This is a genomic window from Pseudomonas sp. IzPS59, assembly GCF_014863505.1.
Lineage (GTDB): Bacteria > Pseudomonadota > Gammaproteobacteria > Pseudomonadales > Pseudomonadaceae > Aquipseudomonas > Aquipseudomonas kribbensis.
In genome coordinates this window covers 6,253,614-6,279,360 of record NZ_CP062251.1, presented here as the reverse complement: position 1 = coordinate 6,279,360, position 25,747 = coordinate 6,253,614, and the positions used below count along the sequence as shown (strand labels likewise).

The 25,747-nt window shown below is 61.8% G+C and carries 19 protein-coding genes; 10 read left to right on the top strand and 9 right to left on the bottom strand.

The window, feature by feature from the left end; all coding sequences use genetic code 11:
* Positions 1-35: 35 nt before the first annotated feature.
* The 7 genes from IF189_RS28335 to aspA all read right to left on the bottom strand — a co-directional run bounded on the left by IF189_RS28335 (position 36) and on the right by aspA (position 12,535).
* Positions 36-4,574, bottom strand: a complete 4,539-nt coding sequence (locus IF189_RS28335; protein WP_192552601.1) for a dermonecrotic toxin domain-containing protein — start codon at positions 4,572-4,574, stop codon at positions 36-38.
* Between the two features lie 143 nt (positions 4,575-4,717).
* Complete coding sequence (locus IF189_RS28330) at positions 4,718-5,818, bottom strand: polyamine ABC transporter substrate-binding protein (protein WP_192552600.1); 1,101 nt, start codon at positions 5,816-5,818, stop codon at positions 4,718-4,720.
* Entirely contained in the window at positions 5,815-6,840 is a 1,026-nt protein-coding gene (locus IF189_RS28325; RefSeq protein ID WP_134828545.1) for a histone deacetylase family protein, read from the bottom strand. Before IF189_RS28325 ends, IF189_RS28330 begins: the two co-directional genes overlap by 4 nt.
* A 132-nt stretch (positions 6,841-6,972) precedes the next feature.
* On the bottom strand, positions 6,973-7,971 hold the full coding sequence (locus IF189_RS28320) for an AraC family transcriptional regulator (RefSeq protein WP_192552599.1): 999 nt from the start codon (positions 7,969-7,971) through the stop codon (positions 6,973-6,975).
* Positions 7,972-8,058: 87 nt separating this feature from the next.
* Entirely contained in the window at positions 8,059-9,063 is a 1,005-nt protein-coding gene (locus tag IF189_RS28315; RefSeq protein ID WP_192552598.1) for an asparaginase, read from the bottom strand.
* 171 nt (positions 9,064-9,234) lie between these two features.
* The gene (locus IF189_RS28310) at positions 9,235-10,680 is read right to left on the bottom strand and encodes an alanine/glycine:cation symporter family protein (RefSeq protein WP_085708807.1); all 1,446 of its coding nucleotides are present in this window, start codon (positions 10,678-10,680) and stop codon (positions 9,235-9,237) included.
* A gap of 430 nt (positions 10,681-11,110) precedes the next feature.
* On the bottom strand, positions 11,111-12,535 hold the full coding sequence (gene aspA / locus IF189_RS28305) for an aspartate ammonia-lyase (protein ID WP_085708808.1): 1,425 nt from the start codon (positions 12,533-12,535) through the stop codon (positions 11,111-11,113).
* A gap of 180 nt (positions 12,536-12,715) precedes the next feature.
* Here aspA and IF189_RS28300 point away from each other — a divergent pair, with 180 nt between their 5' ends.
* From IF189_RS28300 to IF189_RS28280, 5 genes are all read left to right on the top strand, one after another.
* On the top strand, positions 12,716-13,624 hold the full coding sequence (locus tag IF189_RS28300) for a LysR substrate-binding domain-containing protein (protein ID WP_134828542.1): 909 nt from the start codon (positions 12,716-12,718) through the stop codon (positions 13,622-13,624).
* A 212-nt stretch (positions 13,625-13,836) separates the two neighbouring features.
* Positions 13,837-14,328, top strand: a complete 492-nt coding sequence (purE, locus tag IF189_RS28295) for a 5-(carboxyamino)imidazole ribonucleotide mutase (protein WP_007954291.1) — start codon at positions 13,837-13,839, stop codon at positions 14,326-14,328.
* Positions 14,329-14,338: 10 nt separating this feature from the next.
* Positions 14,339-15,421, top strand: coding sequence for a 5-(carboxyamino)imidazole ribonucleotide synthase (locus IF189_RS28290; RefSeq protein ID WP_114886417.1), 1,083 nt, complete (start codon positions 14,339-14,341; stop codon positions 15,419-15,421).
* A gap of 111 nt (positions 15,422-15,532) precedes the next feature.
* Entirely contained in the window at positions 15,533-15,778 is a 246-nt protein-coding gene (locus IF189_RS28285; RefSeq protein WP_114886415.1) for a GlsB/YeaQ/YmgE family stress response membrane protein, read from the top strand.
* A gap of 90 nt (positions 15,779-15,868) precedes the next feature.
* A complete protein-coding gene (locus IF189_RS28280) occupies positions 15,869-16,405 on the top strand; it encodes a DUF3299 domain-containing protein (protein ID WP_085708811.1) in 537 nt (178 codons plus the stop codon).
* A 47-nt stretch (positions 16,406-16,452) separates the two neighbouring features.
* Here IF189_RS28280 and IF189_RS28275 read toward each other — a convergent pair whose 3' ends face one another.
* Together IF189_RS28275 and IF189_RS28270 are read right to left on the bottom strand one after the other, a co-directional pair.
* Complete coding sequence (locus IF189_RS28275) at positions 16,453-17,352, bottom strand: D-hexose-6-phosphate mutarotase (RefSeq protein ID WP_192552597.1); 900 nt, start codon at positions 17,350-17,352, stop codon at positions 16,453-16,455.
* A 59-nt stretch (positions 17,353-17,411) separates the two neighbouring features.
* Positions 17,412-17,816 carry an acyl-CoA thioesterase gene (locus tag IF189_RS28270; protein WP_003229628.1) on the bottom strand — a complete coding sequence of 135 codons (405 nt, stop codon included), beginning with the start codon at positions 17,814-17,816 and terminating at the stop codon, positions 17,412-17,414.
* Between the two features lie 379 nt (positions 17,817-18,195).
* Between IF189_RS28270 and IF189_RS28265 the strand changes: the two genes are divergently transcribed.
* The 5 genes from IF189_RS28265 to pstB all read left to right on the top strand — a co-directional run bounded on the left by IF189_RS28265 (position 18,196) and on the right by pstB (position 25,710).
* On the top strand, positions 18,196-19,494 hold the full coding sequence (locus IF189_RS28265) for an MFS transporter (protein WP_119426847.1): 1,299 nt from the start codon (positions 18,196-18,198) through the stop codon (positions 19,492-19,494).
* Between the two features lie 154 nt (positions 19,495-19,648).
* Positions 19,649-20,650, top strand: a complete 1,002-nt coding sequence (locus IF189_RS28260) for a phosphate ABC transporter substrate-binding protein PstS (RefSeq protein ID WP_085708814.1) — start codon at positions 19,649-19,651, stop codon at positions 20,648-20,650.
* A 424-nt stretch (positions 20,651-21,074) separates the two neighbouring features.
* Positions 21,075-23,108 (top strand): ABC transporter permease subunit, encoded by a 2,034-nt coding sequence (locus IF189_RS28255; RefSeq protein WP_192553620.1) that lies wholly within the window; start codon positions 21,075-21,077, stop codon positions 23,106-23,108.
* 15 nt (positions 23,109-23,123) lie between these two features.
* Positions 23,124-24,794: a phosphate ABC transporter permease PstA gene (pstA, locus tag IF189_RS28250; RefSeq protein WP_114886409.1), complete on the top strand. Its 1,671-nt coding sequence runs from the start codon at positions 23,124-23,126 to the stop codon at positions 24,792-24,794.
* 82 nt (positions 24,795-24,876) lie between these two features.
* Positions 24,877-25,710, top strand: a complete 834-nt coding sequence (gene pstB, locus IF189_RS28245; RefSeq protein ID WP_065258233.1) for a phosphate ABC transporter ATP-binding protein PstB — start codon at positions 24,877-24,879, stop codon at positions 25,708-25,710.
* Positions 25,711-25,747 lie beyond the last annotated feature (37 nt).

The following is a 25,747-nucleotide window of genomic DNA, read 5'->3' as shown; positions in this document are numbered from 1 at the left end:
CGCGACAGGCCACAGTCCGTCGCGACCTGTGGACATCAGCTGAAGAACATCGACGAAGCCAGCGCGTGACTGATCTCGCTGCGATAAATGGCGATCAGTTCCTGACCTGCACTGTCCTGCTCGATGGCGCCTCCCAGTCGTCTTTGTGCAACGGTCTTCAAATGCGCGGCGGTGAACGATCCGACGGGATCCGCCGGACGGGCGTAATGGAAATGGGCGTACCAAAGTACCTCGCGGGTTCTGTGATCGAGCACCTCGTACTCGTCCAGATAGTCTTTCCCGGGCCCTTTGAGTCGACGCCGGGTGGTGACCTTGGCGATGTCCACTTCGCCCTCGCTTTTGAGCCACTCCACCCGTGCGGCCGTGGGAGGTTGTTCCTTGATCATCCGGATGCGGGTATTGCGGCCTGTCTCATGAAGCGTGCTGACTGCGCTCTCGAGAGCATTGCGCAGGGTGACGGCTGCGTCGCTTCGCTCCTCGGTGCGGTTGCTGGCGAGCAGCGACTGATCGATGTGTTTGATGACTTCCCGCAAACGTCCGGCATGCTGCTGGTAGAGGTCCTGAATCTCGGCCGGAATTCTGGGTGCGCGTCTGATCTGAGCCTGTATGCGTCGGTCGAATTCCGCGAGCCCGTCGAGTAACGCCTGGCCGCTGGCCAGACTGTCCGCCAGTCTGGGTGCGGGTCTTTGCGGTACGGGGCGAGACGTGACTCTGCGCAGCCACACCCCAGGCGTTTTTTCATGAAAGGTGGCAATGATCTTGCCTGTCAGCGGCGCTTTGACGTCTACCAGCCCCGTATCCCGGCCGTCTGCGCCTTTGCGCGGCTCACCGACCACTGTGCCTTTGTAGCGGGTCTTGATGATTTTTTTCGTGGGCGTCGTTGCGAGCCGGGATGGGCCGGGTGTCGGTTCGATGAGACGCCGCTCCCGCAGAAGGCGGGTCAGGTGGGTCAGCGTGTCCTGGCCGAATTCGGCCACGCGCGTACGTACATGCTCCAGGCGATCAGCAATGATGTGCTCGGGAAACTCGGCAACCAGATCGATAAAGCGCTGGTCGATGGCGGAAAACTGTTGGGCCAGCGTGTCCATGGCCTCGATCCGCTCTCCGAGGTTGAGCAGGCTTTCATCGCCGCCAAGATCCAGAGCGCTGCGGATGTTGAGGCTGGCGTCGTCTATCAGACGATCGACTGCGATCTGCGCGTCAAGGCTCGGGACGGGCTCTTCTTTCAGGCACAGGTGTTCCGCCAGGGTGATCTGCAACAGTTTGAGATCACTGAGCGTGAAGGGCGGCAGTTTGGCCTTGTAGACACGGGTGACTTCACAGGCTTCCTTGCCCAGCAGGCTGAGCTCCTGGAAGCGCGAATTGGCGAGCTCGATCTTTTCGATCATGCCCTGAGTCATGTCGGTCATGCGGGTAAAGGAGGCCGAGCGCTCAGGGCCACGCACGGGCTGCTCTTCGTCCAGCAGTGTCAGCGTGGTGCGCAAGCCGTCGCGAAAATCCCGGGTGTGCTCGTCGAGCCAGGACTGCATCAGAAACAACTGCAACGACAGCCGCTCGACCATCGCGGAGCGGTAGTTGGGAATCGGTTCCAGCGCATTCAGGGCCTTGAGATCCTGGGCATGGGCGGCGTATGCCCGGATCTGGGTATCCAGGGTGTCGAGAAAGTGCTGGCGTGCCGCCGCCGCAGTCTGTGGTGTGGCGCCCAGCATCGCCTTGCGTACGTTGATCAACTCTTGCTGTTTGTCCTCCAGAGTGGCTTCGAAGGCGGCCAGCGCGACTTTTTTCTGGTTCAGTCGCTGCTTGTTCTCCTGCTGCATTTTTTTCCGCCGGCTGCCCAGACCACCTCCCTGCAGGCGCAATCGCAGGTCGATGAACCACTGGCCCTGTGCGTTGTGGGTCAGTAACGGTCCCGTGGTAACGAGTTGTTGGCGCGAGTCGATGATCTGAATCAGATCATCGTCGTTGATGGACACCTCGAACCAGCGCTCGCCCACCGGCGCGTACCACTTCTGTCCATGGCTGTAGAGGTGTTGGTGCGGTCCCGCGCTCTCGGGCCCGACGAGTGACGCCGGCTTCTCGACCTTCAGTGTGTCGAGGAGCATGCCGAGTGACGGCTTTGACCGGCTCAGGGCACCCACGGTGACCAGTGACGTTTCATGAGCGGATGGAAAAACCGCTCCGCCAATGTCAGCAAGACGCGTGACCTCGGGCTTGAGCGGCACGGGCATTTCCTCTGGCACGGTGCCCGTTCGATGTTGTGCCTGTCGGTTGGACGCCGCCCGGTGGGCGAGGATCATGCCCAGCGTGAGCAACACATCGGTCAGGGCCGACCACTCGATGGTTCCCGGTGTTTCGTTTTGCGCATTGATCAAGGCTTGCAGGTCATCCGTGATCTGCCAGATCCATGCGGCAGTGCCAATGCTGCGACCCAGGAAGGGCAAGGCTGCGTTGAACAACATCCAGCCACCGTGCTTGAGCGTTGCCCAGCGTGCTTCGGCGTTGGAAACGGACTGACGGTCGGCCTGGGTGATCATGGCCTGAGCATTGGTATTGAACAGCGCCATCGCTACATCCACTTCGATGGCATTGTCGTGTGCCAGTGAGACCGGCCCGGTCATGTCCAGTGCGACGGTGGGGTCGACCAGCAATTGCGGGAGGGTCCACACCGACATCAGCGCACCCGGGAACACGTACTGGGAATAATTGAAGCGTACGTTGTCGGGCAGCCACGCCAGTACCGATTGCCGGAGCGTCCGCGAGTGCTGGATCGCATACAACAAATTGGTCTGGCCCGGATACTGGATCAGCGGCGGGTCGAGCAGCGGTCGATAAAGCAGGCACGGACCCTTGCCGGCTTCCTGCGGACCGATGATGAACATGTTGGCCACGGTGTCGGTGCTGCCGTTTGTGCGATGGGCCCGAAACGCCAACGGGCGGACCACGATCCTTTGTCCGTTCACCAGTCGGTCGCCGTGGGCGGTGGCGAGGGCTGCGACGACATAGCGATAACCTTGCTCATCCAGGCCTCTCTCGCCACGGATCTTGCATTGCAGCGCCAGCAGCGCCAGCTCGATCGGTAACTGATCGGTGTACAGCTTGCGCAGGGCAGGTGCCTCGACCGGATCTTCGATCAACCGGCTCTTGAGCATGGCGGGGTAGACACTGCCGATGTCCACCGTGGTCACCAGGGTTTCCAGGTACTGCGGGGTCATCCAGTCCGGCGTCGGCGAGCCGTCCACATGGCGAACGGTTTTGATGCCCATCGGCAAACCGGCGAGGTTCTGCAGCGCCAGTTCGATGAGCGTCAGCGTCAGGGTTTCTGTCTGTCCCGGTACGACAAAAGTACCCCACACGACCAGGCTGGTGATGGTGAGCTCGATGTTCTCGACCCGGATGTCGGATGCCGCCGGGTGATCCTTGCGAATCTGCTCAGTCAACTGCTCCACGGTGTAGGCGTGGAGCGTGGGAATCTCGTGTTGAAAGGATTTGCCGCGGGTGCGGTTTTGCAGGATCGCCAGATCCAGCAGGTGCCGGCTGAAACAGGTCTGGTCGGCAGTGGAGGCGCTGTCCAGCCAGTCTGGCAACAGCGGCCGCAGTTGTTCGTAGTCAGACGCTGTGCGTTTGTTTGCTGTCAGGCTTTCGCCGACGGGGAGGGCTGAGGTATCGCTTGCGTGCAGTGACTGGCCGAATGAGCCGATGACGTCCGCATCCAGTGCCAGCAGCGTGCAGGCCTGATGATCGAAGAAGTTGCCATCGGGTTCGAACAGTCGCCACTTCAGGCGGCTCGCGCGGGTCAACGGAGTCAGCAGCGCAGTCAGTGCATCGCCAAGGGCTTCGAATGAGTCGAAATGGCGAAACCCTTGGGTGACGGAACAGCTGGTGATGATCGTGCGCTGACCCGAAGTGCCCGTCAGAACAGCGATCGGCAATACAGTCAGGTGACGGTCTTCCGTGTTGTCATTCCGGTCGATATCGATCAGACACGCACGTGTCTTGTAAGGGTCGTTGTGCAGCCGCTGTCGCTTGTCGGGAAACCGGTACACGGTTCTGGCCATGGCCAGTCGTTCGGCGTCCCATCCCTGTGAATCGATGACGTTCCACTGCTCCCGCAAGGCATCCGACAACTGATACCAGCGTGGCTCATCCGTTGCGGTGGCGGTGTTCCAGTAGGCGAGTTGCTGCTCCTGGTACGCCACGAACAGGAGCGTGGCGAGTTCGTTGACCAGACGACCCACTGCTTCGATCTTCACCGGTAGATGAATGATCGGTTCGCTCCCTGGTTGGCGCGTCAGAAAGTGCTCGCCATCAAGCCAGGTCACTGTGGTGCCATGGACGCCCAGACGCACCAGGACGTCGGTGAGTGATTCAAACTGCTCGAGTCCGGCGACGACGTAATCTTCTTCGATGCTCCAGGTGGGGGTCACCACGATTGCCAGTTGCGGGTCGATGTCGAGATCCGGGTACAGGACCTTCAGCGCCGGGCGTAAGGCATTCGATGCTGCGTCCCTGAGTGACGGTCCGGACAGCAGCCGGGTTTGCAGATCGGCGATGTCGGGGCGGGGAGTTTCAGGCATGTCCGTGTCCTTGTTTGTCGGTAGCGGCGCTCTCCTGCAACGCCGGGATCGGGACACGTTAAAGGCTTGTCGGGGACACGGTGCGGTACATGGATACCGCAAAAAAAAGACCCGCGAAGGCGGGTCTTTTCAGGTGGCTGACGTCAGGTGCCGGACTTGATCTTGGTCCACGCCCGGGTGCGTGCCCGCTCCGCATCGCGCGGCAACGGTTGCAGGGTGTAGAGCGTATTCATCGCCGCATCGGTCGGGTACAGGTTGGGGTTGTTGCGGATCGCCGGATCAACATGTTCGGTGGCGTCCTTGTTCGGGTTCGGGTAACCGACAAAGTCGCTGACCGGCGCGATCACCTGCGGTTGCAGCAGGTAGTTGATGAAGGTGTAGGCGTCCTGCGGGTTCTTCGCGCCTTTCGGAATGGCGAGCATGTCGAACCAGATCGGCGCACCTTCCTTCGGCAGGCGCATGTCGACCACCACGCCGTTCTTCGCCTCTTTGGCGCGGTTGGCGGCTTGCGAGAAGCTGCCCGAATAACCGACCGCGACGCAGATGTCACCGTTGGCGATATCGGCCATGTATTTGGACGAATGGAAGTAGGTCACGTACGGACGAATCTTCATCAACAGCGCTTCAGCCCTGGCGTAGTCCGCCGGGTTCTTGCTGTTCGGATCCAGGCCGAGGTGTTGCAGGGCCAGCGGCAGGATCTCCGACGGCGAGTCGAGCAGGGCGACGCCGCACTGCTTGAGCTTGCTGATGTTCTCTTCCTTGAAGATCAGGTCCCAGCTGTCCACCGGCGCGTTGTCACCCAATGCCGCCTTGACCTTGGCCGGGTTGAAGCCGATCAGGATGGTGCCGTACATGTACGGCACGGCGAACTTGTTGCCCGGGTCGTTGGCTTCGATCAGCTTCATCAGTTTCGGATCGAGATGGTTCCAGTTCGGCAACTGGCTGCGATCCAGCGGCTGGAACACCCCGGCCTCGATCTGCTTGGCGAGGAACACGTTGGACGGCACCACCACGTCGTAGCCGGAGTTGCCGGTCAGCAACTTGGCTTCCAGCGCTTCGTTGGTGTCGAAGATGTCGTAGACCAGTTTGGTCTGGCTGTTCTGCGCCTTGAAATCTTCCAGTGCCTTGGGGGTGATGTAGTCGAACCAGTTGTAGACGCGCAAGGTGCGTTCTTCGGCGTGTGCGGCGCCGCTCAGCAGTGCCGCACAGAGCGCGGGGGCGATGAAATGCTTGAGACTTTTCATGACTCGAAACCTTCCAGCACATTCACCGCGTTGATGCCGATTTCTTCCACCGCGTAGCCACCTTCCATGACGAACAGGGTCGGCTTGCCGAGGGCGGCGATGCGTTTGCCCATGGCCAGGTAGTCCGGGCTGTCGAGCTTGAACTGCGAGATCGGATCGTCCTTGAAGGTGTCGACGCCCAGCGACACGACGATGATGTCGGCGCCGTAGTTGTCGATCTCCGCGCAGGCCTGATCCAGCGCCGCGCTCCAGATATCCCAGCCGGAACCGGCCGGCAGCGGATAGTTGAAGTTGAAGCCTTCGCCGGCCCCTTCGCCGCGCTCGTCTTCGTAGCCGAGGAAGAACGGGAATTCCGCTTCCGGGTGGCCGTGGATCGAGGTGAACAGCACATCGCTGCGCTCATAGAAAATCGATTGGGTGCCGTTGCCGTGGTGGTAGTCGACGTCGAGGATCGCGACCTTCTTGTGGCCCTGATCGAGAAATGCCTGAGCGGCGATGGCGGCGTTGTTGAGGTAGCAATAACCGCCCATCAAATCACCGGCAGCGTGGTGTCCCGGTGGACGGCACAGGGCGAAAGCGCCACGGGCGCCGCGCTGGATTTCCGCTTGGGCGGTCAACGCCACTTGCGCCGCGCTGTACGCCGCTTGCCAAGTGCCGGCAGTGATCGGTGCGCCGCCGTCGAAGCTGTAATAGCCAAGCTGGCCGTGCAGGCTGGTGGGTTTGACCTGACGCAGGGTGCGCGCGGGCCAGGTGTAGGGCAGCAAGTCGCCGTCGGTGTTGAATTCGGTCCAGCGCGCCCAGGCGCCTTTGAAGAAGTCGAGGTAGTCGCGGCTGTGGATGCGCTCGATCGGCCCGAGGCCGAAATCCTTCGGCGCCTCGACCGGGCCGAGGTTTTGATTTTTTACCCGTTGCAGCACGTGGTCGGCGCGGGACGGCATCTCGAAGCAAGGCTTGAGTTGCCCGTCGATCAATTCGCAGCGGCCGTGGTGCAGGTGGTGATCATCAGAGTAGATCGTCAGCATTTGTTGTTCTCCGCAGGGGCTGATTCGGTTGGCTCCAGTGTTGCGGCGCGGGGCGAATCGGAGAACGGCCAGAGAGGCCAAAAGGGGATCGATGTGGCCAAAAATACTGACCTGATATCGCCCCTCGACGGTTTAACCGTGTGGACGGAACTGACTCGGCGCCACGCCGCTCCAGCGCACGAAGGCATGGCGGAAGCTCGCGGTCTCGCTGAAACCGAGGGTTTCGGCGATGCGGTAGATCGGCAGTTGATCTTCGCAAAGCATCTGCTTGGCCCGCTCGAAACGCAGTTCGTCGAGCAGTTCCTGATAGCTGCAGCCCATGTCCTTCAGATGCCGACGCAGCGTGCGCGGGGAGCAGTTCATCTGCTGCGCCAGACCTTCCAGCCCCGGTGCGGAGTTGAGTTGCGCCGTGAGCAACTGACGGATGCGCCCCAGCCACGCCTGGCGGCCGGTGAACTCGGTGTTCTGCTTGCGGCAGCGCTCGGCCATGGCCTGGTGGGTAATGATGTCGGCCAGCGGCAGCGGCTGGTCGAGCCAGCGCCGGTCGAAGGCGAAGGCGTTGTCCTTGGCGCCGAAATGCAGAGGCGCCTTGAAGTGTTCGGCGTAGCTGTCGCGATAGTCTGGCGCAGTGTGTTCGAAGCGGGCGGCCAGCAGAGGAAGCGGATGACCGAGCAGGTCGTCGCAGATGACTTTCAGCGACACCAGGCAGAACTCGGCATTGAACACTGCCATCGACGGACTCTCGCGGTAATCGGCGGCGACGAACCAGACACGTTCGCCGTCGTCTTCCAGGCTCAGCTCGAAAAGTGTTCCCAGCAGCGCCGGATAACGGATCGCCAGCCGCAAAGCGTCACCGAAGGTGGCACAGGTCAGCAGCGCGTAACCGAGGATGCCGTAGCAGGAAACGTGCATGCGCCGGCCCAGTTCCAGACCGATGTCATGCTTGAGCGCGACTGCGTTGGCGCAAACCTGCATCTCCTGATTGGTGGTGATGCGGGTGTCGGCCCGGCTCAGATCTGCCGCGCTGATGCCGCTGCCGGCCAGCAGTGCTTCGCTGGAAAGACCTTCGGTCTTGAACGTGTTGAGGATCAACGAGACCGCATTGAGCGTGGTGAGGTGGGAGTGGAGCATAGGATCTTCCAGCCTTGGGATGCTGGAAACGGCAGCAAGTTGCATGCCGGGCCGTGGGAGCAGAGCAGCTCCCACGGCCGGTTGCGATCAGCTGAGCTCGCCGCACAGGTCGAGTTCGACCAGACGCCGTACTTCAGCCGTCTCAAGGCCTGCACCCAGCAAAGCATTCAACTTGCCGAACGCCGCCTCACGGGTCATGCCGCCACCGGACAACACGCCGACGCCACGCAAGCGGCTGCCCGCCTCGTAGATATCCAGTTCCACACCGCCTTCATGGCACTGCGTGACTGCAACCACGACCACGCCGCTGTCCTGCGCCCGGCCGAGGCTGGCGAGGAACTCCGGATTGTCGCTCGGCCCGGTGCCGCTGCCGTAGCACTCCAGCACCAGACCCTGAATGCCGCTGACGAGCAGGCCGTCGATGATCTCGGCGCCGATGCCCGGGAACAGCGGTAACACCGCCACCCTGGCCAGTTGCTTGGGCTGGCTGTAGTTCAGCGCTGCCGGCAGGGAAGTGGCTTTCACGCCGCCGCCCTGACGCTCCAGGCGTTTGAACGGGTGACGGCCGAAGCTGCGCACTTTCGCGCAACGGGTCGGGGCGAGCAGCTCGCCGTGGAAATACAGATGCACACCCGGCGCCAGGCCGTGGCCGAGGGCGACCAGTGCGCCGCTGAGGTTTTCCCAGGCGTCGCTGTCGGTGACGCCGGCCGGCAGCATCGAGCCGGTGAAGCACACGCGGGCATGCAGGCCGAGCAACTGGAAGCTCATGGCGGCGGCGCTGTAGGCCAGGGTGTCGGTGCCGTGCAGGATCAGCACGCTGTCGCAGCCTTGCACATCGACGGCGTCGACGACGGCTTCGCGCAGTTGCTGCCAGTAGGCCGGGGTCATGTTGGCGCTGTCGATCAGTGGCGACATCTCGCGAAAGCGCCACTGCGGTACGACCAGTTCAGGCTGGCTGTGCAGGTAGTCGCGCATCCGCGCTTCGAAACCGGAGGCCGGGGCCAGACCGTTGGCGCTGGCCTGCATGCCGATGGTGCCACCGGTGTACAGCACCATGACGTGCTGGGCGGCAGGGTAGGAATTGGCAATCATCTGAAGGTCTCCACAAAAGATGACATGTGGGAGCGGGCTTGCTCGCGAATGCGGTGTGTCAGCTAAAGGATGTTTCGACTGATTCACCGTCTTCGCGAGCAAGCCCGCTCCCACAGGTAATGCATTGCACTTTAACTGACGGGCGCAGGGGATGCGCCCGTCATTCACCCATCAGCGTTGCGCTGCAGGGATGCCTTGCGCCTGAGCGTCAGCCTTGGCAGCAGCCGACGGGCTGGTTGGCCAGGCCTTCAGGTCCAGGTCCAGATCGGCAAATTTGCTGGAGTCGAACACTGGCTGATCGACACCGGCGCGGCGCTGTTCGTCGTAGTCGCGCATCACACGCATGCCGACCTTGAACAGCAGGGCCAGGGCCACCAGGTTGACGAAGGCCAGGCAGGTCATGGTGATGTCAGCGAAGGCGAACACGGTCGACAGGTCCTGCATCGAACCCCAGACCACCAGCGCCAGCACCAGACCGCGGAACGTCATCAGCGCAACGCGGTTGCGGGTGAGGAACTGCAGGCTGTTTTCGCCCAGGTAGTAGTTGTAGAGGATGCAAGTGAAGACGAACAGCGACAGCGCGACGCTGACGAACATGCGGCCCCAGTCACCGACCACGGCGGCCAGCGAGTTCTGGGTCAGGACGATGCCGTCACCTTCGAAGCCCGGGGTGTAGAAGCCCGACAGCAGGATCAGCAGCGCGGTGCAGGTGCAGATCACGAAGGTGTCGAGGAACACGCTGAACGCCTGAACCACGCCCTGAGCGCCCGGGTGCTTCACGGCCGCCACGGCGGCGACGTTCGGCGCACTGCCCAGGCCCGCTTCGTTGGCGAACACGCCACGCTTCACGCCCATGACAATCGCGCTGCCGAGCAGGCCACCGAAGGCCGGGTCGAGACCGAAGGCGCTCTTGAAGATGGTGACCAGCATGGCCGGTACGTGTTCGATCTGGGTGCCGATCACGTACAGGGTCACGGCGATATAGGCCAGGGTCTTGACCGGAACCAGCAGGTCGGAGACCGAGGCGATGCGCTTGATGCCACCGATGAAGGTGATGGCCAGCAGCACCGCCAGGACGATGCCGGTGTGTTGCGGGTCAAAGGCAAAGGCGTTCTGCAGCGAGTGGGTCACGGTGTAGGACTGCAGGCCGATGAAGGCGAAGCCGTAGGTGACCAGCAGCAGGATCGAGAACACCACCGCCATGCCCTTGAGCTTCAGGCCGTGCTGGATGTAATAGGCCGGACCGCCACGGTACAGGCCATCGCCATCGGCACGCTTGTAGACCTGGGCCAGGGTACATTCGAAGAAGCTGCTGGACATGCCGACCAGTGCGGTCACCCACATCCAGAACACCGCTCCCGGACCACCCAGGGTCACGGCGATACCGACACCGGCGATGTTGCCTGCACCGACGCGGCCGGCAAGGCTGAGCATCAGGGCCTGGAACGAGCTGAGTTGACCGGCGCTGCCTTTGAGGCTGTCGCGGAACACCGCGAACATGTGGAAGAAGTGGCGCAATTGAACGAAACGCGAGCGAATCGTGAAGTAGCTACCGAGCCCGACAATGAGCACGATCAGTACTTTCCCTGAGAGGAAGTCGTTGATGACTTCGAGCATGGATTTTTCCTCGCTGTTTATTGTGTAAGCAAATGCTGGATGGTCGGAAACATCGCGTTACACCGGTGTGCGCGCGGCACAACGGGCGAGGCGAGGGTTTCGTCCCGGATCCATATCGCGGGTTTGTTATTAGTTCGGGTTTCGCATGGGTTATGGCCTCGTTACCGACGACCGCTCACGCGAAGAGGGGCGGCACTATACCGATCAGTGCGGCGCCCGTCTGCACGGTTGTGGTGCAAGCGACGAAACGAAGCTTTGAAACACCCGACGTTACCGGCGTCGGGGCTTTTGCGGGATGGCTCCCACAGAAGACGATTGTCCTTTCAAATAGTTAAAAAAAAGGGCTTGGAGAATGATCCCCAAGCCCTCAAAAGGTGAGAGGTGTCTAGTCCCTCGACCTGGTGAGCGGTGCTACAAGTTACGCGTCGGATCAGGCCTTCAGAGGCACCAGACGCGGAGCAATCATGTTTTCCGGGCGCAGGATGTCGGCGAGCATGGCGTCGTCGAGCAGACCTTCTTCGCGCACCAGTTCCAGCACGCCGCGGCCGCTTTCAAGGGCGATACGGGCGATGCGGGTGGCGTTTTTGTAGCCGATGTACGGGTTCAGTGCGGTGACCAGGCCGATCGAGTGTTCGACCAGTTCGCGGCAGCGCGCTTCGTTGGCGGTGATGCCGACGATGCAGTGCTCGCGCAGCATGTCCATGGCGCGTTGCAGCAGGCGGATCGAGTCGAGGATCTTGAAAGCGATCAGCGGCTCCATCACGTTCAATTGCAGTTGGCCGCCTTCGGCTGCCATGGTCAGCGCCAGATCGTTACCGATGACCTGGAATGCCACCTGGTTCACGGCTTCCGGGATTACCGGGTTGACCTTGCCTGGCATGATCGAGCTGCCTGGCTGACGTGCCGGCAGGTTGATTTCGTTGATGCCGGTGCGCGGGCCGCTGGACAGCAGGCGCAGGTCGTTGCAGATCTTCGACAGCTTGACCGCGGTGCGCTTGAGCATGCCGGAGAACAGCACGAAGGCGCCCATGTCGGAGGTGGCTTCGATCAGGTCGGCGGCTGGAACCAGCGGTTGACCGCTGATCAGGGCCAGACGCTGTACGGCCAGGGCCTGGTAGCGCGGGTCGGCGTTGATGCCGGTACCGATCGCGGTGCCGCCCAGGTTCACTTCAGTCAGGACTTCCGGGGCCAGCGTCTTCAGGCGGGCCAGGTCTTCGCCCATGGTGGTGGCGAAAGCGCGGAACTCTTGACCCAGGGTCATCGGCACGGCGTCTTGCAGCTGGGTACGACCCATCTTCAGGACGTGGTTGAATTCTTCACCCTTGGCCGCGAACGCCTGAATCAGGCTGTCGAGGCTGGCCAGCAACGCATCGTGACCCAGCAGCAGACCCAGGCGGATCGCGGTCGGGTAGGCGTCGTTGGTCGACTGCGCCATGTTCACGTCGTCGTTCGGGTGCAGGTACTGGTACTCGCCTTTCTGGTGACCCATCGCTTCCAGCGCGATGTTGGCGATCACTTCGTTGGCGTTCATGTTGGTGGAGGTACCGGCGCCACCTTGAATCATGTCGACCACGAACTCTTCGTGGAAATCACCGCGTATCAGACGTGCACAGGCTTCGCTGATGGCAGCGTGCTTGGCTTCGCTCAGGTGGCCCAGCTCACGGTTGGCGTCAGCGGCGGCCTGTTTGACCATCGCCAGACCGACAACCAGCTTCGGGTAGTGCGAAATCGGAACGCCCGAGAGGCGGAAGTTGTTCACCGCTCGCAGGGTCTGGATGCCGTAATACGCTTGAGCAGGGACTTCCAGGGAGCCAAGCAGGTCGTTTTCTGTGCGGAATGATGCAGCGGAGGACATGATAGAAATCATCTCGATATGGACCCGGTCTGTGCCGGAACGCTGCGAATGCTAGGCTTGTGGGAATTTTTGGGCCAATGCTGTTAAACACTGCCCTATGCACATTCGGCATAATGCCCGTGTGACGCCGCGTGCGCGGCAGACGTGTGACCTGTTTTGGTGCGTGTCCGGGAGGACGTGATGAATCTGGAAAGCAAATGGCTCGAGGACTTCAGTGCCCTGGCCGCCACCCGCAGCTTCTCGCAGGCAGCCGAACGGCGCTTCGTGACCCAGCCGGCTTTCAGTCGGCGGATCCGCAGCCTGGAAGCGGCGCTCGGGCTGACGCTGGTCAACCGCTCGCGTACGCCGGTCGAGCTGACGGCAGCGGGGCAACTGTTTCTGGTGACCGCGCGCACCGTGGTCGAACAGCTCGGCGAAGTGCTGCGCCACCTCCATCATCTGGAAGGCGGGCAGGGCGAAGTGATTCAAGTGGCGGCGGCGCACTCGCTGGCGCTGGGTTTCTTCCCGCGCTGGATCGCGCAACTGCGCAACGAAGGCCTGAACATCGCCACGCGGCTGGTGGCGACTAACGTCGGCGACGCGGTGCACGCGCTGCGTGAAGGTGGCTGCGATCTGATGCTGGCGTTCTACGACCCGGACGCAGCGATGCAGATGGACCCGGAAATCTTCCCGTCACTGCACCTGGGCCAGACCGAAATGCTTCCGGTGTGTGCGGCGGATACCAATGGCAAACCGTTGTTCGATCTCGAAGGCGAGGCCAGCGTGCCGCTGCTGGCCTATAGCGCCGGGGCATTTCTCGGCCGTTCGGTGAATGGCTTGCTGCGCCAACGACAGCTGCGCTTCACCACCATCTACGAAACAGCCATGGCCGACAGCCTTAAAAGCATGGCGCTGGAAGGGTTGGGTATCGCTTGGGTTCCGCAATTGAGCGTGCGGGCCGAGCTGGCCCGGGGCGAACTGGTTGTCTGCGGCGGCCCGCAATGGCATGTACCGCTGGAGATTCGCCTGTACCGCTGCGCGCTGGTGCGCAAGGCCAACGTGCGGTTGTTGTGGCGCAAGCTTGAAGGCGGTGCCGCACAATCTTCCTGAATGCGCTGGCGCTGACCTTTGAGTCAATAAAACCGGGGCTTTGGCTCATTTGACAGATGGTCGCAACGGGGGCTGTTTATTGCTTTCTTTGCGGTATACTGCGCGGCCTTCGGCCGGTTCGTCCGGCCATTTTTCCTACAACAAGCCACGCAATCTGCGTGGCTTGTTGTTTTTGACGCGCCTGCGGGCGCCCAGAGAGAAGAGGCGCGACGATGAGTGCACTGGTTGGCGTGATCATGGGCTCCAAGTCCGATTGGTCCACCCTTAGCCACACCGCCGATATGCTGGAAAAGCTCGGCATCCCGTACGAGGTCAAGGTGGTTTCTGCCCACCGCACCCCGGATCTGCTGTTCCAGTACGCTGAAGAGGCCGAAGGCCGCGGCATCGAGGTGATCATCGCCGGTGCCGGTGGTGCGGCCCACCTGCCAGGCATGTGTGCGGCCAAGACCCACCTGCCGGTGCTGGGCGTTCCGGTGCAGTCGGCCATGCTTTCGGGCGTCGACTCGCTGCTGTCGATCGTGCAGATGCCGGCCGGCATTCCGGTTGCCACCCTGGCCATCGGCAAGGCCGGTGCGATCAACGCCGCGCTGCTGTCGGCGAGCATCCTGGGCGCCAAGCATCCACAATTCCACGCGGTACTGAAGACCTTCCGTGCCGAGCAGACGGACAGCGTCCTGGACAATCCAGACCCACGTATTGCCTGAGGTTGTTGAGATGAAGATCGGTGTAATCGGTGGCGGCCAGTTGGGTCGCATGTTGGCCCTGGCGGGTACCCCGCTGGGCATGAACTTCGCTTTCCTCGACCCTGCGCCGGACGCTTGCGCCGCTGCGCTGGGCGAACACCTGCGGGCCGATTACGGCGATCAGGATCACCTGCGTCAGCTGGCCGATGAGGTCGATCTGGTGACCTTCGAGTTCGAAAGCGTCCCGGCTGAAACCGTGGCGTTCCTTTCGCAGTTCGTGCCGGTCTATCCGAGCGCCGAAGCCCTGCGCATCGCTCGCGACCGCTGGTTCGAGAAAAGCATGTTCAAGGACCTGGGGATTCCGACCCCGGCGTTCGCCGACATCCAGTCGCAAGCCGATCTGGACGCCGCTGTCGCCTCGATCGGCCTGCCGGCCGTGCTGAAAACCCGCACCCTGGGTTACGACGGCAAGGGTCAGAAAGTCCTGCGCAAGCCGGAAGACGTGGTCGATACCTTCGCTGAACTGGGCAGTGTGCCGTGCCTGCTGGAAGGCTTCGTGCCGTTCACCGGCGAAGTGTCGCTGATCGCCGTGCGTGCCCGCGATGGCGAAACGAAGTTCTATCCGCTGGTGCACAACACCCACGACAGCGGCATCCTCAAGCTGTCGGTCGCCAGTTCCGATCACCCGTTGCAGGCCCTGGCTGAAGACTACTCCAGCCGCGTCCTCAAGCAGCTGGACTATGTCGGCGTGATGGCGTTCGAGTTCTTTGAAGTCGACGGTGGCCTCAAGGCCAACGAAATCGCCCCGCGCGTGCACAACTCCGGGCACTGGACCACCGAAGGCGCCGAGTGCAGCCAGTTTGAAAACCACCTGCGGGCCGTTGCCGGTCTGCCGCTGGGTTCGACGGCCAAGGTCGGCGAGAGCGCGATGCTCAACTTCATCGGTGTGGTTCCGCCGGTCGAGAAGGTCATCGCCATCGACGATTGCCATCTGCATCACTATGGCAAGGCCTTCAAGGCCGGGCGCAAGGTCGGTCACGCCAACCTGCGTTGCAAGGACAAGGCGACCCTCGAGCAGCAGATCCTCAAGGTTGAGGCGCTGATCGCCGAGTAACGAGAGTTTCATCTGGCAGCGGCGGAACCATTAAGGGCCGCCGTTCTCTGATGGCAGGATGCCAAAGTCTGACTAGGCTTTCGCATATCGACCAATTCAGAGGGAAATGCCATGGGAATTATCGGAACCATCTTTATCGGCCTGATCGTCGGCCTGCTGGCACGGTTCCTCAAGCCGGGCGATGACAGCATGGGCTGGATCATGACCATCCTGCTGGGCATCGGCGGTTCGCTGGCAGCCACCTACGGCGGCCAGGCTCTGGGCATTTATCACGCGGGTCAGGGCGCCGGCTTCTTCGGTGCGCTGGTGGGCGCGATCATCCTGCTGGTGATCTACGGCCTGATCAAAAAGAACTGATCCAAAGCGACAAAGCCCTCTCTGCCAAACCGGTGGAGAGGGCTAGAATGCTCGGCGATTTACTGTTTCCTTTTTCCTACGAGCATCTACATGCGCCGTCTTCTGTTGACTCTCCTTTTGCTGGGCAGCGGTCTGGCCCACGCCGGCGAACTGCCGGAAACCGACTGGCTGGAACTGATGCCCAAGTCGGATCAGAAAGCCCTCGAGGCCATGCCTGAAATCGACCACAACTCTCCGGAAGCCACCGGCACCTTCACCCAGAAAGGCGGGATGAAGCAGGCCAAGGGTTTGCCGGCGGTGATGTATTCGACCAAGACCGTGGCGTCGATGAACGACAAGCACATCCGCATCGGTGGTTATCCGGTGCCGCTGGAGTCGGACGCCAAGGGCCGCAGCACGCTGTTTTTCCTCGTGCCGTACCCGGGCGCCTGCATCCACGTGCCGCCACCGCCACCGAATCAACTGGTGCTGGTGCGCTACCCCAAGGGTTTGAAGCTGGACGACATCTACACGCCGCTGTGGGTGACCGGCACGCTGAAGATCGAAAAGGTCAGCAATGACCTGGCCGATGCGGCCTATGCGCTGGAAGCGGACAAGGTGCGGGTGGTGCAGGAAAAGGATCTGTAATCCCGAGCAGCAAAAAAATCGCAGCCCAAGGGCTGCGATTTTTGTTTTCAGAGCGGCTTGCCGCCGACGCTGACACCCATGGTGTGACTGGCATCCGGCGCGAGGGTCACGATGTCATCCATCACATTCGCCGTTTCGATGCACAGCATCCGCTGCCAGCCGTCGTTGTCCATGTCGCTGAACGCGGCGGCGCGGTCGACCCACGGGTTCCAGATGACTGCCGTGCGTGAACCGGTCGCAGTCAGCACGATGCGCCGCTCCCACGCCGGATCGACGATGCTCAGTTGCGGCGGAGCGTCGAGGTAGATGCGGTCGGTTTCCCCGGCAAAACGCAGGTCGCCTTGCTGGGTGTGCGTCTTCCAGTCATCCAGAGTCTCGATGTAGTCCAGACCATCCACGCCTTCGACGCGTACGTTGCGCACATCGCTGACGGCGAAATAGCTGTGCAGCGCCTGGCTGATGCTGACGGTGTCGGTGCCACGGTTGTGGCTGGTCAGGCTGATGTGCAGCTGATCGTCGAGGCGCAGGGTCAGGGTCAGGTCGACCTGATGCGGCCAGCCCGCAAAGCCGCCTTCAGGGTAGGGCAGAGTAAACTCGACCTTCAGGCTTTCACCCTCGGTTTCAATACCACCCAGCTCCCAATCCATCGCCCGGACAAACCCGTGAGCAGCCGCCGGCTCTTCGCTGACGCGCATCGCCTGCACGCTCTGCGGGTTGCGGGCGAAGACGCCGAACCAGGGCCAGCACACCGGCACGCCGGCGCGGATGCTCTTGCCAGTCTTGAACACGGCCTTGTCGTTCAGCCAGATCAGCGGCGGCTGGCCGTCCACCTGATAACTGAGGATGTGCGCGCCTTGCTGGGCCACCAGCACTTCGGCCTGACCGTGGCGGATGCGCCAGCAGTTCAGTTCATCCAGTTTCACGGCTTCAACGTTGGGCGTGTTCATGGGACAACTCTCGAATCAGCAACTTGGGACGACTATCGACCTTGAAACGGCCGCGAGGTTTAACGTGCGCGCGGCGGAACCGAACGGGTGCGACCGCTGCCATCGATGGCCACGAACACGAACACCGCTTCGGTCACTTTACGCCACTCGCTGGACAGCGGATCGTCGCTCCACACCTCGACCATCATCTGGATCGAGCTGCGGCCGATTTCCAGGGTCTGGGTATAAAAGGACAATTGCGCGCCGACCGCCACCGGCACCAGGAACGCCATGCGATCGATGGCGACGGTCGCGACACGGCCACCGGCGACGCGGCTGGCCATTGCAGTGCCGGCCAGGTCCATCTGCGCTACCAGCCAGCCGCCGAAAATATCGCCGAAGCCGTTGGTTTCGCGAGGAAGCGCGGTGATTTGCAGGGCCAGGTCGCCTTGCGGGATCGGATCTTCTTGTTCGAGCTCTATCATGCCGGGGGTGCCTCTGACCCGTGACTCTTCGTTGGGTATTGCTGGTGGTAGCCGTCTTCAGGAAAAACGATTCAGCACCGAACATACTACGTTCGTCACGTTTTCCATAAGGCAACTAAAGGGGAAACTCTGCGAAACCGACTGGTTCAACGCGATAAGGCGGCCAGCAACGTTTTCGCACAGCAACCCCCTACAAACCGGAGCAGGATTGCGAGTATATCGGTCGGTAGACTCCGCGACGACCATCCGGTTCTCATTTCGACCGTCAAATACGCGCCTCTATGTGCTTTTTCGAACAATTTGCTATGGTGCCGAACCTGCCCGAGCCACAGCCAGCGTTGTTGTGGCGGCAGATCCGACTATAAGAGAAGACCTTGCCATGACCACAGCGCCCTCGAGCATTGCGCAGCCGGACCAACCCGCACGACCCTTGACCCGCAATGACTACAAGACTCTGTCGCTATCGGCCCTGGGCGGTGCGCTGGAGTTCTACGATTTCATCATTTTCGTGTTCTTTGCCACCGTGGTCGGCAAATTGTTCTTCCCCGCCGACATGCCCGAGTGGCTGCGCCTGATGCAGACCTTCGGTATCTTCGCTGCCGGTTACCTTGCGCGGCCGCTGGGCGGGATCGTGATGGCGCACTTCGGCGACCTGCTGGGGCGCAAGAAGATGTTCACCCTGAGCATCTTCATGATGGCCGTGCCGACCCTGATCATGGGCTTGCTGCCGACCTACGCGCAGATCGGCATGTGGGCGCCGATCCTGCTGCTGTTGATGCGCGTCATTCAGGGCGCGGCGATTGGCGGTGAGGTGCCGGGGGCATGGGTCTTCGTTTCCGAACACGTGCCCGGAAAGCATGTCGGTTATGCCTGCGGGACCCTGACCAGCGGCCTGACGGCGGGCATCCTGCTTGGCTCGCTGGTCGCCACTGCGATCAACAGCATTTATACGCCGGTGGAAGTCTCGGATTACGCCTGGCGGATTCCATTCCTGCTTGGCGGCGTGTTCGGCCTGTTCTCGGTCTACCTGCGCCGCTGGCTGCACGAAACTCCGGTGTTCGCCGAACTGCAACAGCGCAAGGCCCTGGCCGAAGAAGTGCCGCTGCGCGCGGTGCTGCGTGACCATCGCGGGGCCATCGCAGTCTCGATGCTGCTGACCTGGTTGCTCTCCGCCGGCATCGTCGTGGTGATCCTGATGACCCCGACCGTGCTGCAGACGGTCTATCACTTTTCGCCGACGATGGCGCTGCAATCCAACAGCCTGGCCATCGTCTTCCTGAGCCTGGGCTGCATCATTTCCGGCGCACTGGCGGATCGCTTCGGTGCCGGTCGGGTGTTCGTGTTCGGCTGTCTGGGCTTGCTGGCCAGCTCCTGGACCTTCTATCACAGCCTCGCCGATCACCCGGACTGGCTGTTCCCGCTGTATGCGCTGACCGGCTTCCTGGTCGGCACCATCGGCGCGGTGCCGTACGTGATGGTCAAGGCGTTCCCGCCGGTGGTGCGCTTCAGCGGTCTGTCCTTCTCTTATAACGTCGCCTACGCGATCTTCGGTGGCCTGACCCCGATGGTGGTCAGTCTGCTGCTGAAAGAAAGTGCGATGGGGCCTGCCTATTACGTGGCGGTGCTGTGCGGGATGGGGATCCTGGTCGGCGCCTGGCTGTGGAGCAAGGGGCGGTAATTCATCCCACACGTCCGGTTACAACTGAAAGGCCAGCCTTCCGACAGGGGATGCTGGCCTTTCATCCAATTGTCATATTTCAGCCATAGAGTGTTCACACGGCCTGCTGATACTTGGCCCCGACTTAACACCCCCTATCTGCTAGGAGTAAGGCATGAAACTGAAGCGTTTGATGGCGGCAATGACTTTTGTCGCTGCTGGCGTTGCGACCGCCAACGCGTTCGCCGCTGTTGACCCGTCGATCCCGAGCTACACCAAGACCACTGGTGTGTCGGGCAACCTGTCCAGCGTCGGCTCCGATACCCTGGCCAACCTCATGACCTTGTGGGCCGAGAACTACAAGAAAGAATACCCGAACGTAAACATCCAGATTCAGGCCGCTGGCTCCGCCACCGCGCCACCTGCGCTGACCGAAGGCACCTCCAACCTGGGCCCGATGAGCCGCAAGATGAAGGACACCGAACTGGCGGCCTTCGAACAGAAATACGGCTACAAGCCAACCGCAATCCCGGTTGCCGTGGACGCCCTGGCTGTCTTCGTACACAAGGACAACCCGATCCAGCACCTGACCATGGAACAGGTTGACGCGATCTTCTCGTCCACCCGTCTGTGCGGCGCCAAAGCCGACGTTAAAACCTGGGGCGACCTGGGTGTGACCGGCGACCTGGCCAACAAGCCGGTTCAGCTGTTCGGCCGTAACTCGGTATCCGGCACCTACGGCTACTTCAAGGAAGAAGCCCTGTGCAAAGGCGACTACAAGCCTAACGTCAACGAACAACCAGGCTCGGCTTCGGTCGTGCAGTCGATCAGCTCCTCGCTGAACGGCATCGGTTACTCGGGCATCGGCTACAAGACCGCCAGCGTGAAAACCGTTGCTCTGTCGAAGAAAGGCAGCACCGAGTTCATCGAAGACAGCGAAGAAAACGCCCTGAACGGCAAGTACCCACTGTCCCGTTTCCTGTACGTGTACGTGAACAAGGCCCCGAACAAGCCTCTGGCCCCGCTGGAAGCCGAGTTCGTGAAACTGGTTCTGTCGAAACAGGGTCAGGAAGTGGTAGTGAAAGACGGCTACATCCCACTGCCGGCCAAGGTTGCTGCAAAAGCACTGGCTGACCTGGGTCTGCAGGAAGGCGGCGCTGAAGTCGCAAAAAAGTAACAAACTGAGTCAGGGGTGAACCCCGCCTGACTCCCGTGTGGGGCCCGGCCCGCAAGCGGCCCGGCCCCCACACTCCCCGAATTCTTTTATCCACTGCCAGTGCCCTGCTGGCGGCGGATTTGGTGCGTCACTGCATTGTCATCTTTCTGTCATACAGGATCGCTAGGGTGTGCGCATGAATGATCTGGCCAATTCCAAAATGACTACGAACCCTCCCAAGCGCATTGATTTCAATACGCCTGAGTTGCAACGCAAGCGCCGCATTCGCGCGCTCAAGGATCGCTTCACCCGTTGGTACGTCCTCGTCGGCGGTCTGGCGGTGCTGGCAGCCATCACCCTGATCTTCTTCTTCCTCGCCTACGTCGTCGCGCCCCTGTTCAAGGGTGCCGAACTGACTGCGAAAGACGCCATTACCCCAGCCTGGATGCAGGACGCCGGCAAGCCACTGATGATTTCGCTCGAAGAGCAGAATCAGGTGGCCATGCGCGTTTCCGACAAGGGCCAGGCGCTGTTCTTCGATATCGACAGTGGCGCTGAATTGAAGCGCGTCGATCTGCCGTTGCCGGCAGGCGCCAGTGTGACCTCCATCGGTGAAGACCAGCCGGGCCATCCGCTGGTGGCCGTGGGCCTGTCCAACGGTCAGGCGCTGGTGTTCCGTCACACCTATAAAGTCAGCTACCCGGAAGGCAAGAAAACCATCACCCCGGCGATCGAGTTCCCGTATGGCGAGGCGCCGATTGCGCTGAACGAGAGCGGCGGTGCCCTGGAGCACGTCAGCCTCAACGCCACCGACTCGACCCTGATGCTGGTCGGCTCCACCGGTTCGCAACTCAACGTGCTGTCGCTGACCAGCGAAGAAAACATGATGACCGGCGAAGTCACCAACGAGCAGAAGCGTATCGATCTGCCGCAGATGACCGAGCCGGTGAAAAACATCTTCGTCGACCCGCGCCAGCAATGGCTGTACGTGGTTAACGGACGTGCCCAGGCCGACGTGTTCAGTCTGCGCGACAAGAGCCTCAACGGTCGCTACAAACTGCTGGAAAACGCCGACGCACAAGTCACCGCCGCCACTCAACTGGTAGGCGGTATCTCGCTGATCGTCGGTGACTCCACCGGTGGCCTGGCCCAGTGGTTCATGGCCCGTGACACCGATGGCGAGCTGCGCCTGAAGCAGATCCGCACCTTCCAGATGGGCAAGACGCCGATCGTTGAAATCACCGCCGAAGAGCGCCGCAAGGGCTTCGTTGCCCTGGATGCTTCCGGCAAGCTCGGCGTGTTCCACAGCACCGCGCACCGCACCTTGCTGGTCGATCAGGTGGTCGATGGCCAGGGCCTGTTCGGTCTGTCGCCACGGGCCAACCGTGTGATCGTCGAAGCCGGCGGCAAGCTGCAACCGCTGCTGCTCGACAACCCGCACCCGGAAGTGTCGTGGAGCGCGCTGTGGAGCAAGGTCTGGTACGAGAACTACGACGAGCCTAAATACGTCTGGCAATCGACCGCCGCCAACACCGATTTCGAACCGAAACTGAGCCTGTCGCCACTGACCTTTGGCACCCTGAAAGCTGCGTTCTACGCGATGCTGCTGGCTGCGCCGCTGGCGGTTGCTGCTGCGATCTACACCGCGTACTTCATGGCCCCGGGCATGCGCCGCAAGGTCAAACCGGTGATCGAACTGATGGAAGCGATGCCGACGGTGATCCTCGGCTTCTTCGCCGGCCTGTTCCTTGCACCGTATGTGGAAGGGCATCTGCCGGGCATCTTCAGCCTGCTGATGCTGCTGCCGATCGGCATCCTGGTCGCCGGCTTCACCTTCAGCCGCCTGCCTGAATCGATCCGCCTGAAAGTCCCGGACGGTTGGGAAAGTGCGCTGTTGATTCCGGTGATCCTGTTCGTGGGCTGGCTGTCGCTGTACATGAGCCCGTTCATGGAGAACTGGTTCTTCGGCGGTGACATGCGCATGTGGATCTCCCACGACCTGGGCATCACCTACGACCAGCGCAACGCACTGGTGGTCGGTCTGGCCATGGGCTTCGCGGTGATCCCGAACATCTACTCGATCGCCGAAGACGCCGTGTTCAGCGTGCCGCGCGGCCTGACCCTGGGCTCGCTGGCCCTCGGTGCCACGCCGTGGCAGACCATGACTCGCGTGGTGATCCTGACCGCCAGCCCGGGCATCTTCTCGGCCCTGATGATCGGCATGGGCCGTGCAGTCGGCGAGACCATGATCGTGCTGATGGCCACCGGCAACACCCCGGTCATGGAAATGAACCTGTTCGAAGGCCTGCGCACCCTGGCGGCCAACGTCGCGGTGGAAATGCCGGAGTCGGAAGTCGGCGGCAGCCACTACCGCGTGCTGTTCCTCTCGGCGCTGGTGCTGCTGTTGTTCACCTTCGTCATGAACACCCTCGCGGAACTGATTCGTCAGCGTCTGCGCAAGAAATACTCGTCGCTTTAAGAAAGGTAGAAGTCTGTGAAACAGAACTCCCTGAATGGATGGTTCAAGAGCGGCGCCCCGGGCGTCTGGATCAGCGGTGGCGCGGTGTCCATCGCGGTCATCATGACCATTGGCCTGCTGGCGGTGATTGCCGTGCGCGGTCTGGGTCACTTCTGGCCGGCGGACCTGATCCACGCCAGCTACAACGTCCCGGGCCAGGGCAATCACCTGGTCATCGGCGAAGTGGTGCAGAAGGAAGAAGTGCCCCGCGCACGCCTGAAGAGCGCCGGCTTGCCGGTGCCTGACCAGGGCCCGGAATTCATGACCCGCGAGCTGATCAAGGTCGGCAACCGCGACCTGAACGGCAACGACTTCACCTGGATCGTCGGCGAGTGGCTGACCGACCAGAAGAACCCGCCGGAGCTGATGGCGCTGGAACGTCGTGAGTGGGGCAACTTCTATGGCTACCTGGTCAACGTCAAACAGGACGGCAAGGTCATCGCCGAAGGCGAAGCGGCCTGGCCCGAGCTACAGGCGCGAATCAACCGTGTGAACGGCCTCGCCGCGCAGCTCAAGACCCTGGAAAAAACCGACATCGGTGCGATCAACGCCGGTCTCGAGCGCATCCGTCTGCACGGTCGCAAACTGGAACTGGAAGGCAAGCTCGACGCCACCGCGCAAGCGGACATGGACGCCGAACGTGCCGAGCTGAACGCCCGCTATCAGGACGTCGAAGCCCGTCTGGCCGATCTGCACGCGCAGTTCAATCGCGACGCCCTGACCGCTCGCGATGCCAACGGCAAGGAAATCGAAATCGGCCTGGGCAAAGTGGTTCACGCCTACCAGCCGAACGCCATGGGTACTTTCACCAAGGTCGGCTTCTATTTCAGCAAGGTCTGGGAGTTCCTGTCCGACGACCCGCGTGAAGCGAACACCGAAGGCGGGATTTTCCCGGCGATCTTCGGCACCGTGATGATGACCCTGATCATGGCGATGATCGTGACCCCGTTCGGCGTGCTGGCGGCGGTGTATCTGCGTGAATACGCCAAGCAGAACACCCTGACCCGGGTGATCCGGATCGCGGTGAACAACCTGGCGGGTGTTCCGGCCATTGTTTACGGCGTGTTCGGTCTGGGCTTCTTCGTCTACGTGCTGGGTGGCTCGCTCGACCGTCTGTTCTTCCCGGAAGCGCTGCCGGCACCGACCTTCGGTACACCGGGCCTGCTCTGGGCTTCGTTGACCCTGGCGCTGCTGGCGGTGCCGGTGGTGATCGTGGCCACCGAAGAAGGTCTGGCGCGTATCCCGCGTACCGTGCGTGAAGGCTCGCTGGCCCTCGGCGCGACCAAGGCTGAAACCCTGTGGAAGATCGTTCTGCCGATGGCCAGCCCGGCGATGATGACCGGCATGATCCTCGCCGTGGCCCGCGCCGCCGGTGAAGTGGCACCGCTGATGCTGGTGGGTGTGGTGAAACTGGCGCCGTCGCTGCCGGTGGATGGCAACTACCCGTACCTGCACCTGGACCAGAAGATCATGCACCTGGGCTTCCACATCTACGATGTCGGCTTCCAGAGCCCGAACGTTGAAGCCGCACGACCGCTGGTGTATGCCACCGCGTTGCTGCTGGTGCTGGTGATTGCCGTGCTCAACCTGTCGGCAGTGTGGATTCGTAACCACTTGCGCGAGAAGTACAAGGCGCTGGACAGCTGATCGCCGTCACAGGAATTGAAGGGCTGCCGGCCTGATTCCCGGCAGCCAACCGAACCGAATTTGTTAGCACAGGGGATCTCCCATGCAGCACGAAACACATACCCACGGCATCAACATGTCTGCCCTGGGCCGCGACAAGCAGAGCCTGAACCTCGAACAGGAAACCGTGGCCATCGAAGTGCCGGGCCTGAGCCTGTTCTACGGCGAGAAACAAGCGCTGTACGACGTCAGCATGAACATCCCGAAACAGCGCGTGACCGCCTTCATCGGCCCGTCCGGCTGCGGCAAGTCCACGCTGCTGCGTACCTTCAACCGCATGAACGACCTGGTGGACGGCTGCCGCGTCGAAGGCGCGATCAACCTGTACGGCAACAACATCTACCGCAAGGGCGAAGACGTGGCCGAGCTGCGTCGCCGGGTCGGCATGGTGTTCCAGAAGCCTAACCCGTTCCCGAAGACCATCTACGAAAACGTGGTCTACGGCCTGCGCATCCAGGGCATCAACAAGAAGCGCATCCTCGACGAAGCCGTTGAGTGGGCACTGAAGGGCGCGGCCCTGTGGGACGAAGTGAAAGACCGTCTGCATGACTCGGCACTTGGCCTGTCCGGCGGTCAGCAGCAGCGTCTGGTGATCGCCCGTACCATCGCCGTGGAGCCGGAAGTGCTGCTGCTCGACGAACCGTGCTCGGCACTCGACCCGATCTCGACCCTGAAAGTCGAAGAGCTGATCTACGAGCTCAAATCCAAGTTCACCATCGTCATCGTGACCCACAACATGCAGCAGGCGGCGCGGGTGTCCGACTACACGGCGTTCATGTACATGGGCAAACTGGTGGAATTCGGCGACACCGATACCCTGTTCACCAATCCGGCCAAGAAGCAGACCGAAGACTACATCACCGGTCGTTACGGCTAGCAGACGCTGGTTGTCGCTCACTGAATTGACGCTCGCA